Consider the following 13,089-nt stretch of genomic DNA (forward strand, 5'->3'; position numbering starts at 1 on the left):
TCTTCAGTCGGGCAGACCTGATCAGCTGCCGAGGCAGATCATCGACCAAGTCGACCCCGTGACCTTGTCAGTACCCACCATGGTACTGGCATCAATCTCGACGGCGCCGCCGCCAGTAACCCGCGTTTCGAGCCAGACCTCTTCACCAGCGGCAAGACGGTCACTCACATCCCCGCTGACCACCAGCACACCATCGGCATTCGCCACACGGTCGTCGATCAGAAGCCGGATCCCGGCATCACTCAGGCTGCTGCCCGACTTGACCGCATGAACCTCCACTCGCTGACCGGCCGTAATCCCGGTCAGCAGCAGGTTGGCAGAGATCCGGTAGCAGCCAGCCACCACGGCGACGAATTTGCCGCCGACCATCTGCTCGCCCGAAACGGGCGGACTGGGCCGGTCGAACACCTTCACCCATTTTTCGTCGTCATCATCATCACTGATGTTGACCAGGGATTTCCAGGCGCCATCCGCTGGTACCTGAATGTTCAATTTCAGCATTTCCTCGCCGCCGATCGCCGTCTCCAGAACCCGCACGTCGGTGCCCGCCTGCAACAGCACCTTGTTGTTCACGATGGTGGTATCCGGGGCGATCTCGATCTTACCGTTGACATAGGTGATCTGGCCGGTGTTCTCGCGGAAGTGGGCAGCGGGACCAAGGCGCAGCGTGGTATGTGCGGTCGATCCGCTCGGCGCTTCGCCGGTCACGAACAGCGCCGAAGAGGTCACGCGCCCGCCGATGTCCACGACCCGCGAGCCGGCGGCGACACTGCCGTAGACGTTCAGCCGCACGAAAGCTCCGGACAGCACGCTGAAGCGGGTGGTGCCACCATCGGTGACGCTTTCCACCGCAAGACCGGTGCCGCCTTCGGGCATCCCGCTCACGGTGCCGATGATGGTGTTGTAGTAGAAGCTGTCGGCGGTCGAGCCGGCCGCGCGGCGGAAGCGCAGACCCCAGCCGCAATCGGTCGCGCGGATGCCGATCAGGATGTTGCTCTCGTTGAAACCGCTGTCGACATTGACGAAGTCGAAGCCGGTGCCGGCGGGCAGCGCGCGGGTCTCGACATTCTCGACCCGGCTGTGGCGGGAATTGCGGAAGACCAGACCCGAGGCGCCGGTGGTATCGGTCAGCTGGCCGCCGTCGATCGTCAGCCCCGAGATACCGGTGCCGTCGACCTGGCCCGACAGCGTCACGCCGGCAGCCGTATTCGCAAGCGTCAGGACCGAAAGCCCCATGCCGTCGCCGATCAGGCGCTTGCCTTCCAGAACATGCATGTCGGCCAGGCTCCAGCTGCCCACGGGGACGCGGACCACATCGGCCACCTCCAGCGCCGCGGCAAGGCCGGGGCTGGCGCTGCCGTCCGCCGCACGGATGAACCAGGGCAGGTCGGCGATCGCCGACCAGATCCGGATCCAGCGCCCGGTCCCGCCCGCCGTCGGCTGAAAGACGGTGCCACGGTTGGGCGTCGCCGTGCTGGCGGCATCCCACTGAAACACACCACCGCCCCCGTCATTCACCACATTGCGCCCCAGAATCTGCGCGGGCCCCCGCCAACCTGCAGGAATCGCCAGAAGATCCGCCAGCGTATCGACCACGATCATGTCAGCCATGTCTTCGCTCCATCTTTCCGGATGCCGATCCATCCGAAATCACGCAGCGAGAATGCCCCGCGGGTTCTATCGTCGGCACGCGATCATCTGTTGCAACATGTTGCAGCGCCGCCGCGGGATCCTCATGACCAGGATCTGAGCGAAAAACAGGCAAAATGACGAGGAATCGGGCAAGCGCATAATTTTTATGCAGTCATTCCCGATGCCGGCCGCATTTTCTGACCAGTTGGTCAGGGTTTCCGCCATCATGCCATGGCAGGGCTGCACCCGTGCCATGGCACGGCTTTTGCTAACCTTCCGCACCGCCAGCGCCCCCGGGGAGACGGGGGTGGTGACGCAATGCCCCCGCATGCGCACACGGCGATGACGATCCGGACCCGGGGCCCAGCCGGGGCCGGTGAGACGTCGCCGCAACCGCCAAGCAAAGACAGGGCCGGCGCGCGAAGAACGATGCCGGACGGTGGTCCCCGCGTTGTGGAGGCAGTCATGCCACTCGAGAACGTTCCCATCATCGATCTTGCGGGCTATTACGACGGCACGCCCGACGGCAAGGCGAAGGTCGCCGCCGAGGTCGGCCGCGCCTGCCGCGATATCGGCTTCATGGTCGTCACCGGCCATCAGGTGCCGGCGGATCTGGTCGCCTCGACCTACGACATCTCGCGGCAGTTCTTCGACCTGCCCGAACCGGTGAAGCGCAAGGTCGCCCAGCCCTCGCCCGATCAGGTCCGCGGCTATAGCGGGCTCTGCGAAGAGGGGCTGTCCTACAGCCTGGACGATCCCACCCCGCCCGACCTGAAAGAGAGTTTCTCGGTCGGCCCGATCGACGTGCCCAGGGATGATCCCTATTTCACCGAGGGATCGGCGGCGGTGCATTTCGCGCCCAATCTCTGGCCCGATCAGGATCTGCCGGCGCTGCGCCCGATCTGGGAGGCCTATTTCAAGAGCCAGGAGACGCTGGCCGCCGATCTGATGCGGCTGTTCGCGCTGGCGCTCGACCTGCCCGAGGCCTTCTTCGACGACAAGATCGACCGTCATATCAGCATGTTCCGGGTGCTGAACTATCCCGATCAGAAAGACGAGCCGCTGCCCGGCCAGATGCGCGCCGGTGCCCATTCCGACTATGGCAGCCTGACGATCGTGCGTCAGGAAGACCGGCCGGGCGGGCTGCAGGTGCGCAACAAAATGGGCGAATGGGTCGACGTGCCCTTCATCCCCGGCTCCTTCGTGGTCAATATCGGCGATCTGATGATGCAGTGGACCAACGACACCTGGATTTCGACCATGCACCGGGTGATCAATCCGCCGCGCGACAAGGCGCTCGACAGCCGGCGCATCTCGCTGGTCTTCTTCCACCAGCCGAATTACGACGCCATGGTGTCGTGCCTGGAAAGCTGCGAAGGGCCCGGCAATCCGGCGAAATACGCGCCGGTCTCGTCCGGCGATCATCTCTACATGAAGTTCACCAAGCAGACCGCCCAGGGCCGCGACGCCGCCTGAGCGGCGGCGCCCCTCCCGCATTCGTCCCGAGTTGGAGCGACGCCCGATGGCGCATCTGAGCTATGTGAACGTCTTCGCCCGCGACGTGGTTGCGTTGTCGGGCTTCTATTCCGAGGTCTTCGGCTTCCCCGAAATCGAGGCGATACGCTCGCCGATTTTCCGGGGCATCGATGCCGGCGGCACCGCGATCGGCTTCAACGCCCTCGACGCCTATGAACTGCTCAAACTGCAGGATTTTGCCGAAACCAAAGGCGTCAAATTCCTGCTCAACATCGATGTCGACACGGTCGACGAGGTCGATGCCATGGTCCCGAAGGCCGTCGAAAAGGGTGCCACGCTGATCAAGGCGCCCTATCGCACCTATTACGACTGGTATCAGGCGGTGCTGCTCGATCCCGAAGGCAATGTCTTCCGGATCAACAAGATGCTCGACTGACCGGCAGCCCCCTCTCTCATCCCCCTGACGCTCCCACGATCTTTTCCTCTTCCACGATCTTTCCGAGGATCCGGACACATGCGGATACGCGCAGCCCTGACGGCGGCGATGATGGCGCTCGGCCTGATGTCGGCGGTGCCGGCGCCGGCCGATGCGGCGATGGGCATCAAGGGCGACCCCAAGGTTGCCTTCATCTATATCGCCCCGGTCGGCGATCTGGGCTGGACCTGGGCCCATGATCAGTCGCGCAAGGCGGTCGAAAAGGAACTCGGCGTCCAGACCGCCTATACCGAGAGCATCCCCGAGGTCACCGAGCGGGTATCGCAGGTGATCGACCGCTATGTCGGGCGCGGTTTCAACATCATCGTCGGCACCGCCTTCGGCTATTCCGACGCCTTCAAGGAAGCCGCCGCGCGCCATCCCGAGGTGGTGTTCATGAACGCCGCCGGTTACACCTCGGCGCCCAACCTCGCCTCCTATTACGGCAAATCCTACGAATCGCTCTATCTGGCCGGCATGGCGGCGGGCTATGCCACCAAATCGAACAAGCTGGGCTTCGTCGCCGCCTATCCGCTGGGCCTGGTGCTGTGGAACGCCAATGCCTTCGCGCTGGGCGCGCGATCGGTCAACCCCGCCGCCGAGGTCGCGGTCTCCTTCACCAACACCTGGTATGACCCGGTGCGGGAAGAGGCCGCCGCCAAGGCGCTGATCGAACAGGGTGCCGACGTCATCGGCCAGCACCAGGACACCCCCGGACCGCAGATCGCGGCCGAACGCGCCGGCGTGAAGTCGATCGGCTACAACGCCGACATGTCGTCCTCCGCCCCCAACGCCCATATCATGGCCGCCACCTGGAACTGGGGCGCCTTCGTGGTGCCGCAGATCAAAAAGGCGATCGCCGGCACCTTCGAGGGCGGCAATTATTTCGAAGGGCTGGAAACCGGCCTGGTCGACATCTCCGCCTTCACCGGCACGGCGCTGACCGACGACCAGAAGGCTAAGATCCTGGAGACCAAGGCCGCCATCGCCGAGGGCAGGCTCGACATCTGGAAGGGTCCGATCAAGGACCAGACCGGCAAGGTCGTGGTCGCAGACGGCGCCACCCTCGATACCGCCCAGCTCTTCGGCATGGATTTCCTGGTCGAGGGCACCTCGGGCACGCTGCCGAAATGACCGCCGCCCTACCCCGCGCGCCATCACCCCGCGCGCACCCGATGGTCGCCGCCTCCCCCGCCGCACCTGCGGCGGGGGCAGAGGCGCTGTCGCTCAGCGGCATCGACAAGGCCTTCGACGGCAAGCCGGCGCTGAAAGCCGCCGGCTTCACCGCCCGGTTCGGCCAGATCCACGCCCTGCTGGGCGAGAACGGCGCCGGCAAGTCGACCCTGATGACCGTGGCGACGGGGCTCTATGCGCCCGACCGGGGCCGCGTGGCGGTGGCGGGCGTGCCGGTGCCGGGCTTCGATCCCGACATCGCCGCCGGCCTGGGCATCGCCATGGTCCACCAGCATTTCAAGCTGGTGAAGCCGTTCACGGTGGCCGAAAACCTGCGCCTCGCCTGCGCGAAAGCGTTCACCGGTCTCACCCGCGCCGAAATCGCCCGCCGGATCGCGGAAGCGGGGGCGGAGGCCGGGCTCGACCTCGATCCCGAGGCGCGGGTCGCCGACCTCTCGGTCGCCGAGATGCAGCGGGTGGAGATCGTGAAGGCGCTGATCACCCGCGCCCGGATCCTGATCCTGGACGAGCCGACCGCGGTTCTGGCCGATGTCGAGGCGGCGGCCCTGCTCGCCACACTTCGCCGCCTGGCCGACGAGGGCCGGGCGATCGTACTGATCAGCCACAAGCTGCACGAAATCGCCGCGGTCGCCGACCGGGTGACGGTGATGCGTGCGGGCGAAACCGTCGCCGCCGACCTGCCCGCCGACGGGCTGGGCCCGGCCGAGCTTGCCCGGCTGATGGTGGGGGAGCCGGGCCCCGCCGTCACACCCGCTCCGGCCCGGCCGGGCCAGGTCCGGCTCTATGTCAACGACCTCGCCGGCCGGCGCGACGACGGCGCGCCCATGCTGCATGGCGTGCAGCTGGCTGTGCATGGCGGCGAGATCTACGGCCTTGCCGGCGTCGGTGGCAATGGCCAGACCGAACTGGCCGAAACGATCGCCGGTCTGCGCCGCGCCGATGCCGGCCAGGTGGTGATCGACGGCCATGCCTTCGACCGCCAGCCCCCTGCCGCGCGCCGGCAGGCGGGGCTGCGCATCGTGCCGGCCGACCGTTTCGCCGCGGCCCTTGCCGCCGACCTGCCGGTGGCGCTCAACCTCGCGCTCACCGGGCTCCGCCGCGGCCGTTTCCTGCTCGACCGCAAGGCGCTGGCCGATCGTGCCCGCAAGCTGATCGCGGTCCACGGCATTGCCGGCGCCACCCCCTGGACCACGGCGCGGCTGCTGTCGGGCGGCAATGCCCAGAAACTGGTCCTGGCCCGCGAACTGGGCGATCCGGCAACCGCGGTGGTGCTGGCCCATTCGCCCACCCGCGGGCTCGACGTCCGCGCCGCCCAGGCGGTGCGCGCCAGCCTGGTCCGCGCCCGCGATGCCGGTGCCGCCGTGCTGCTGATCAGCGACGACCTGGACGAGATCCTGGCGCTGGCCGACCGGATCGGGGTGATCAACCGTGGCCGGATCGTCGGCGAACTGTCGGGCGGGGCCGATCGCACCGCCATCGGCGCGCTGATGGTCGGCGATCAGAAGGGGCACGCCCATGGCTGACCTGACCGTTCCCGCCGGCCGCCGGCCGCGCCTGCCCGTCCGGCTGATCGCCACGCCCCGCCGCGATGTCCGGCCCCGCCACACCCTGCTCGCCCTCGCCGTCGGGCTGGGGGTGGGGCTTGGGGCGACCGTCGCCATGCTCGCCGCCGCCGGCGTGCCGCCGCGTGACGTGCTGAATGAATTCGTGATCTACACCTTCTTCAGCAGCGAAGGCCTGGCGCTGACCATGGTGGCCGCCACCCCGCTGATCGTGGTCGGGCTCGCCGCCGCCGCGGCCCTGCGCATCGGCTTCTGGAACATCGGCATCGAGGGCCAGGCCTGGATGGGTGCGATCTGCGCAACCTGGGTCGCCGTCGCCGATATCGGCAGCCCGGGCGCGCGCCTGCTGCTGATGGCCCTGGCCGCCATGGCCGGCGGGGCGCTGATGGCCCTGCCGCCGCTGATCCTGAAGCGCCGGCTGGGCGTCAACGAGATCATCACCACCCTGCTGCTGAACTATGTGGCCGCCCTGTTCGTGCAGCATCTGGTCTTCGGGGTCTGGAAGGATCCCGCCTCCAGCTTCCCCTATTCCGAAAGCTTCGAGCCCGGTGTCGAGCGTCTGGCCGGGCTCGGCTGGGGCAAGGTTCATGTCGGGCTGATCGTGGCGCTAGCGCTTGCCGCCCTGCTCTGGCTGGTGGCGGAACGCTCGCGCATCGGTGCCTGGGTGGCCGCGGTCGGGGCCGATGCCCGGGTCGCCTTCGCCTGCGGCCTGCCGGTCGCGGGCGTGATCGCGGGCGCCGTGCTGCTCTCGGGCGCGCTTGCCGGCCTCGGCGGCTTCATGATCGCCGCCGGCCAGGAATACCGCCTGACCCAGGCGCTCGCCACCGGCACCGGCTTCTCGGCGATCGTGATCGCCTTCCTCGCCCGCTTCGGCGTCATCCCGGTGGTGATCGTGGCGATCCTGACTGCCGGTCTCTATGTCGCGGGAGATACCGCCCAGGTCTTCTACCAGCTGCCGCGGGCGGTGGTGCTGCTGATCCAGGGCGTGATCCTGGTCTCGGTGGTCTCGGCCGACATGCTCGCCCGCTACGGCATCCGCCTGCACCGTGTCGGCCCGCATCCCGCAAGGGGGGACCGGCCATGACCGACGCCATCTTCCTGATCAACTGGGCGGCGGCGGCGCTGCCGATGACCATGCCGCTGCTGCTGGCGGCCCTCGGCACAATCCTTGCCGGCCGGGCGGGTGTGCTCAATCTCGGCACCGAGGGCATGATGATGTGCGGCGCGCTTGCCGGCGCCGTCGCGTCGCTCGCCACCGGCAGCCCGGTCGCCGGCGTCGCGGCCGCGATCCTGGCCGGGGCCGGCCTCGCCCTGGTCTTCGGCGTCGCCTGCCTGATCTTCAAGGCCGATCAGGTGGTGACCGGCCTCACCCTCGCAGCACTGGGCGCCGGCATCACCGGGCTCCTTGGCCGCGATTACGCCCAGAAGAGCGTGCCCGGCTTCCCACGGCTGGAAGATCACGCCCTCGCCCATCTGCCCGGCATCGGCCCTGTTCTCTTCGCCCAGGACGCCCTGCTCTATGCCTGCCTGCCGCTGGCGGCCCTGGTCTGGTGGTATCTCGCCCGCACAGATGGCGGGCTGAAGCTGCGGGCGGTGGGCGAGGCGCCGGATGCCGCCGATGCGGCTGGTGTGCCGGTCACCGCCACCCGCATGGGCGCGGTGCTGGCCGGCGGTGCGCTTTCGGGCCTTGCCGGCGGCTATCTGGCACTGGCCGGCAGCCGGATGTGGATCGAGGGCATGACCAACGGCCGCGGCTGGATCGCGATCGCCGTGGTCATCCTGGCGCGCTGGAACCCGGTCGCGGCGATCGGCGGCGCGCTGCTCTTCGGCGCGGTCGATGCGCTGGTGCCCCGGTTGCAGGCGGCCGGCGTGGCGGTGCCCACCTTCATCCTGTTCATGGCGCCCTATCTCGCCGCCCTGGCGGTGCTGGTGGCCACCGCCATCCTGCGCCGCGACGGCGCCATGGGCCCGGCCGCCCTCGGCCGCCCCTATTCGCGAGAGGATCGGCACTGACACCCCGGACCGTCACGGGCTCTTCCCTTGATACCGGCACCGCCGCACCCGATCTTGCCTGATCATATGGCGAGAACGGAGACGACCCCCGTGCCCTATCCCAAGACCACCGGCCGGGCGACCGGCAGCCGCCCGCTGGAGCTGGCGCCGGCCGCGCCGCTCCAGCCATTCCGCGACCCCAAGGCGGCGGTGGACCGGCTGGTCGAACTGTTCGAGCGCAACACCCGCTGGCTGCGCGATGCCTTCGCCCGACTGCTCGACGGCAGCCTGGGCGAGGTGCGGGTGCGTGCCTTCTACCCTCAGATCCGCCTGGTTACCGACAGCCATACCAGGGTCGACAGCCGGCTCTCTTACGGCTTCGTTTCGGGGCCGGGGGTGCATGCCACCACCGTCACCCGCCCCGACCTGTTCCGCCGCTATCTCACCGAGCAGATCTCACTGCTGATCCGCAATCACGACGTGCCGGTGCTGATCGGCGATTCCGAGGTGCCGATCCCGCTGCATTTCGCCTTCTGGGACGGCACCCATGTCGAAGGCGCCGCGGCGCTGCGCATCGACCGGCCGCTGGCCGACATCTTCGACCTGCCCGATCTGAAGCTGATGGACGATGCCATCGCCAACGGCACCTATGAAGCGCCCGACGGCGTACTGCCGCTGGCCCCGTTTACCGCCCCCCGGATCGATTATTCCCTGCACCGCCTGCAGCACTATTCCGCCACCGCTGCCGAGCATTTCCAGAATTTCATCGTCTTCACCAACTACCAGTTCTATGTCGATGAATTCTGCCGCATGGCCTCGGAGCTTCTGGCCGACGGCGACAGCGGCTACGAAAGCTTCGTGGCCCCCGGCAACCTGATCACCCGTGCGGGCGAAACCGGTCGCGGCCTGGCACTGCCCGACGGCAAGCTACCGCAGATGCCGGCCTATCACCTCACCCGCGCCGACCAGTCGGGCATCACCCTGGTCAATATCGGCGTCGGCCCCTCCAACGCCAAAACCATCACCGACCATGTGGCGGTGCTGCGCCCCCATGCCTGGCTGATGCTGGGCCACTGCGCCGGCCTCAGGAACAGCCAGCGTCTGGGCGATTACGTGCTCGCCCATGGCTATGTCCGCGACGATCACGTTCTGGATCACGACCTGCCGGTCTGGGTGCCGATCCCGCCGCTCGCCGAGGTCCAGGTGGCGCTGGAACATGCGGTGGCCGATGTCACCGGTCTCGACGGCTATGATCTGAAGCAGGTGATGCGCACCGGCACCGTCGCCTCGATCGACAACCGCAACTGGGAACTCTGGAACCAGAGTGCCCTGGTCCAGCGCTTCTCGCAGTCGCGCGCCATCGCGCTCGACATGGAATCGGCCACCATCGCCGCCAACGGCTTCCGCTTCCGCGTGCCCTACGGCACCCTGCTCTGCGTTTCGGACAAGCCGCTCCATGGCGAGCTGAAGCTGCCGGGCATGGCCACCGATTTCTACAAGCGCCAGGTCGCCCAGCATCTGGAAATCGGCATCCGCGCCATGGAGGCGCTGCGCGCCATGCCACGCGAACGTCTGCATTCCCGCAAGCTGCGCAGCTTCACCGAAACCGCATTTCAATAGGGCACCAGATCGGGGTCTCGCGGGTTGTACCTCCGGGCATGCATCGACATATGAGAGGTGCGCCCCCGAACAGGAGGACCCTATGACCAACCGGAAATCCCCCGCCGACGAGGTTGACGAGACCGCCGCCCGGGCCCATACCGACGAGCGCCTGGACGAGGCGCTTGAGGAGAGCTTCCCCGCCAGCGACCCGCCGTCCCAGACCGAGCCCGGCAACGCCCGCATCGACGACGATCCCGCCGAAGATGCGGAGACCGAAGCCGAAGAGCACGAGGAGGAACGGGTCGACGAAGCCCTGGAAGAGACCTTCCCGGCCAGCGACCCGCCCTCGCATTCGGACCCCAATTCCGGTGTGACCCGCAACCGCAAACCGGCCCCGCCGCCGGACCCGGCCCGCTGACCCCACCCGCCCCACCCCGGCGGGGACCACCATGCCGCCCCCTCGGCGGCGGGTCCCCGCCCTTTTGGAGGACTGAAGCTGTTTGACTTTTAATCACGCACAGGTTGGTATGCACAGCTGATTTTGACGCTTTCGGGTCATCTCCCATGTCGGGAGGCAGCACCATGTCGGGAGGCAGCATCGCCCCCATGAACGACCTTCTTGAGATTGACGGCGAGACGGTGATCGTCACCTTCGATCCCGAGATTCGGATGCTGCGCGGTGCATTCATCGGCCTGAGCGGTGGCGCCGACTTCTATGCGACGACGATCCCCGACCTGATAGAGGAAGGCCGCAGATCGCTGGCCGTCTATCTCTGCCTCTGCCGGGAGAGGGGCATTGAACCGCGCCCCAAAGTCGCATGACTGGCGGTCCCCCATATCGGGCGGTAGCATGGCAGGCATCCCGTCCACCTGGCCCAAGGATGCGCGCCCATGGCCTCCCCGCCGCTCCGCCCCGAGATTGCCGGCCGTGACGGCCGGCCGCTGCCGGTTCTGGTCGACCTGCCCGAGGGCGGGGCGGTCACGGCCGGCTGGGCGATTTTCGCCCATTGCTTCACCTGCTCCGCCGCCAGCACCGCGGCCACCCGCATCGCGCGGGGGCTGGCGGCGGAAGGCTTCGGCGTGCTTCGGGTGGATTTCACCGGCAGCGGTGAAGGCTGCGAGCCGCCGGCGCCCGATTTCGCCGCCGATGTCGAAGACATCATCCTGGCCGCCGGCTGGCTGGAGCGGAGCCATGCAGCGCCCGTCCTGCTGATCGGTCACAGCCTGGGCGGCACCGCCGTGCTGGCGGCGGCCCCAAGGCTCGCCGCCGTGCGCGCCGTCGCCACCATCGGCGCGCCCTCCGCCCCCGAACACATCCTGCACCATCTGGGTCGCGCCGCCGATGACGCGCTCGAAGACGGCCGCGCCGTGCTGCCGCTGGGGTCGGGCACCATCACCGTCACCCGCGATTTCGTCCAGGGCGTGCGCGAGGCCGAGGTGCTGCACGGCCTCGGCCGGCTGCACAAGGCGCTGCTGGTGATGCATGCGCCGCTCGACCAGATCGTCGGCATCGACGAGGCGACCCGGATCTTCGTCGCCGCCCGCCATCCCAAAAGCTTCGTGTCGCTCGACACCGCCGACCATCTGCTGAACGGCGCCGCCGATGCCGCATATGCCGCCGGCGTCATCGCCGCCTGGGCCGCGCGCTATACCCGCGACGACGACGGCCATCGCCACGGCGCCCGGGCCGGCGCGCCCGATGCCGCGGCGGTCGATGCCGCCACCGCGGCCGGCGCGCCGCCGCCCGAAGGCCGGGTGGTGGTGGCGGAGAACGGCCGGGGCAGACTCGGCAACACGGTCCGGGTCGGCCGGCATATCCAACTCGCCGACGAGCCGGTGGCGGTCGGCGGCCAGGATGGCGGCCCGGCACCCTACGACTATCTGCTGGCCGGACTTGGCGCCTGCACCTCGATGACCATCCGCATGTATGCCGATCGCAAGGGCTGGCCGCTCGCCCGTGTGACCGTCACCCTTGCGCATGCCAAGGTCCATGCCCGAGACTGCGCCGAGTGCGAAACCCGCGAGGGCAAGATCGACGTGATCGACCGGGAGATCCTTCTCGACGGTCCGCTCGACGACGACCAGCGCGCAAAGCTGATGGAGATTGCCGACAAATGCCCGGTTCATCGGACGCTGCATTCAGAGATACTGGTTCGGACGCGCGCGGTGACGGCGTGATCCCCGACGCCTTCGCCGATGCCGGCTTCACGGTCGAGCGTCTGGTGATGGATGACGGCGTCGCCCTCACCCTCGCCCGGATCGGCCCGCGTTACGCCGAAAGCGGCCGCCGGCCGGTGATCCTGGGCCATGGCGTCGGCTTTGCCACCCTCGCCTATCGCGGCCTCTGGCAGACCCTGTCGCGGGATCGCGAAGTCGTGGCGGTGGACCTGCGCGGCCACGGCCTCAACGCCGCCGGCATCGACGCGACCCCGCCCCAGGCCCGGCTTGCCGCCGATCAGGCCGCCATCGCCCGCCATCTTGCGGCCGAGACCGGCACGCCCCCGGACGCGGTGTTCCATTCCTATTCCGGCGTGCTGTCGCTGCATGCCGAGCAGGCCGAAGGCCGGCTCTATCACCGTCGGGTGTTCATGGAGCCGCCGCTGATCCCGGCCGGCGAGATGGAGGGGGCGACAGAGGCCGCCGCCGGGCGCGATTTCATGGCCGAGCGGATGAAGCGCCGCCGTGACCGTTTCGCCAGCCTTGAGGATTTCGCCCGCATCTTCCGCGAGCGGCCGGAATTCGCCTGGATGGAGCCGGGCGCCCCCGACGATCTGGCCGCCGCCGTGCTGGTGCCGGCCGAAGAGGGCGGCTTCCGCCTCGCCTGCGCCCCCGCCGTCGAAAGCGGCTTCTACAGCGGCAACACGCCCGAAGGGCTCTGGGATCTGCTCGCCCGGGCGAAGCGCGCGCCGGGGCTGGTCGCCCCCAGCCTGATGATCGCCGGCCGCCGCCCCACCGGCATCACCGCCGATCCTTTCACCGCCGCCATCACCCCGGTAGCCGCCCGCGCCGGCGGTTTCGACCTGCTTCAGCTGGCCGACATCACCCATATGCTGCCGATGGAACGCTCCGCCTTCATCGCCGCGGCAGCCACCGCCTTTTTCGACGAACCGGCGCGGGAGGAAAGCGCCACCTGACAGTCATGAGATGACCGTTTAA

12 protein-coding genes are annotated in these 13,089 nt (G+C 68.4%); 11 read left to right on the forward strand and 1 reads right to left on the reverse strand.

Annotated features, from left to right (window positions below; genetic code table 11):
* Positions 1-21: 21 nt before the first annotated feature.
* Positions 22-1,611, reverse strand: coding sequence for a hypothetical protein (locus tag TMO_RS25785; RefSeq protein WP_041607603.1), 1,590 nt, complete (start codon positions 1,609-1,611; stop codon positions 22-24).
* Positions 1,612-2,097: 486 nt separating this feature from the next.
* On the opposite strand from TMO_RS25785, the gene TMO_RS25795 reads away from it, so the two are divergent.
* The 11 genes from TMO_RS25795 (at position 2,098) to TMO_RS25845 (ending at position 13,067) form a co-directional block, all read left to right on the forward strand.
* On the forward strand, positions 2,098-3,108 hold the full coding sequence (locus TMO_RS25795; protein WP_014748001.1) for an isopenicillin N synthase family dioxygenase: 1,011 nt from the start codon (positions 2,098-2,100) through the stop codon (positions 3,106-3,108).
* A gap of 46 nt (positions 3,109-3,154) precedes the next feature.
* Positions 3,155-3,544 (forward strand): VOC family protein, encoded by a 390-nt coding sequence (locus TMO_RS25800; protein ID WP_014748002.1) that lies wholly within the window; start codon positions 3,155-3,157, stop codon positions 3,542-3,544.
* A 78-nt stretch (positions 3,545-3,622) separates the two neighbouring features.
* Entirely contained in the window at positions 3,623-4,717 is a 1,095-nt protein-coding gene (locus TMO_RS25805) for a BMP family ABC transporter substrate-binding protein (RefSeq protein ID WP_014748003.1), read from the forward strand.
* A gap of 41 nt (positions 4,718-4,758) precedes the next feature.
* The gene (locus tag TMO_RS25810; RefSeq protein ID WP_014748004.1) at positions 4,759-6,300 is read left to right on the forward strand and encodes an ABC transporter ATP-binding protein; all 1,542 of its coding nucleotides are present in this window, start codon (positions 4,759-4,761) and stop codon (positions 6,298-6,300) included.
* Positions 6,293-7,423: an ABC transporter permease gene (locus TMO_RS25815; protein WP_014748005.1), complete on the forward strand. Its 1,131-nt coding sequence runs from the start codon at positions 6,293-6,295 to the stop codon at positions 7,421-7,423. Before TMO_RS25810 ends, TMO_RS25815 begins: the two co-directional genes overlap by 8 nt.
* Entirely contained in the window at positions 7,420-8,352 is a 933-nt protein-coding gene (locus TMO_RS25820; protein WP_014748006.1) for an ABC transporter permease, read from the forward strand. Before TMO_RS25815 ends, TMO_RS25820 begins: the two co-directional genes overlap by 4 nt.
* A 66-nt stretch (positions 8,353-8,418) precedes the next feature.
* Complete coding sequence (locus TMO_RS25825; RefSeq protein WP_081599077.1) at positions 8,419-9,951, forward strand: AMP nucleosidase; 1,533 nt, start codon at positions 8,419-8,421, stop codon at positions 9,949-9,951.
* A gap of 82 nt (positions 9,952-10,033) precedes the next feature.
* Positions 10,034-10,351, forward strand: a complete 318-nt coding sequence (locus TMO_RS30015) for a hypothetical protein (protein WP_014748008.1) — start codon at positions 10,034-10,036, stop codon at positions 10,349-10,351.
* A 188-nt stretch (positions 10,352-10,539) separates the two neighbouring features.
* Entirely contained in the window at positions 10,540-10,755 is a 216-nt protein-coding gene (locus TMO_RS25835; RefSeq protein WP_041607858.1) for a type II toxin-antitoxin system HicB family antitoxin, read from the forward strand.
* Between the two features lie 69 nt (positions 10,756-10,824).
* On the forward strand, positions 10,825-12,111 hold the full coding sequence (locus tag TMO_RS25840) for a bifunctional alpha/beta hydrolase/OsmC family protein (RefSeq protein ID WP_014748010.1): 1,287 nt from the start codon (positions 10,825-10,827) through the stop codon (positions 12,109-12,111).
* Positions 12,108-13,067: an alpha/beta fold hydrolase gene (locus TMO_RS25845; RefSeq protein WP_014748011.1), complete on the forward strand. Its 960-nt coding sequence runs from the start codon at positions 12,108-12,110 to the stop codon at positions 13,065-13,067. The genes TMO_RS25840 and TMO_RS25845 overlap by 4 nt, the downstream gene beginning before the upstream one ends.
* The last annotated feature ends 22 nt before the right edge of the window (positions 13,068-13,089 follow it).

The organism is Tistrella mobilis KA081020-065 (assembly GCF_000264455.2).
GTDB lineage: Bacteria > Pseudomonadota > Alphaproteobacteria > Tistrellales > Tistrellaceae > Tistrella > Tistrella mobilis.

Excerpts from the sequence above, each read along its gene's own strand:
- TMO_RS25785 (WP_041607603.1), bottom strand. The coding sequence starts at position 1,611 with ATGGCTGACATGATCGTGGTCGATACGCTGGCGGATCTTCTGGCGATT.
- TMO_RS25795 (WP_014748001.1), top strand. The coding sequence starts at position 2,098 with ATGCCACTCGAGAACGTTCCCATCATCGATCTTGCGGGCTATTACGAC.
- TMO_RS25800 (WP_014748002.1), top strand. The coding sequence starts at position 3,155 with ATGGCGCATCTGAGCTATGTGAACGTCTTCGCCCGCGACGTGGTTGCG.
- TMO_RS25805 (WP_014748003.1), top strand. The coding sequence starts at position 3,623 with ATGCGGATACGCGCAGCCCTGACGGCGGCGATGATGGCGCTCGGCCTG.
- TMO_RS25810 (WP_014748004.1), top strand. The coding sequence starts at position 4,759 with ATGGTCGCCGCCTCCCCCGCCGCACCTGCGGCGGGGGCAGAGGCGCTG.
- TMO_RS25815 (WP_014748005.1), top strand. The coding sequence starts at position 6,293 with ATGGCTGACCTGACCGTTCCCGCCGGCCGCCGGCCGCGCCTGCCCGTC.
- TMO_RS25820 (WP_014748006.1), top strand. The coding sequence starts at position 7,420 with ATGACCGACGCCATCTTCCTGATCAACTGGGCGGCGGCGGCGCTGCCG.
- TMO_RS25825 (WP_081599077.1), top strand. The coding sequence starts at position 8,419 with ATGGCGAGAACGGAGACGACCCCCGTGCCCTATCCCAAGACCACCGGC.
- TMO_RS30015 (WP_014748008.1), top strand. The coding sequence starts at position 10,034 with ATGACCAACCGGAAATCCCCCGCCGACGAGGTTGACGAGACCGCCGCC.
- TMO_RS25835 (WP_041607858.1), top strand. The coding sequence starts at position 10,540 with ATGAACGACCTTCTTGAGATTGACGGCGAGACGGTGATCGTCACCTTC.
- TMO_RS25840 (WP_014748010.1), top strand. The coding sequence starts at position 10,825 with ATGGCCTCCCCGCCGCTCCGCCCCGAGATTGCCGGCCGTGACGGCCGG.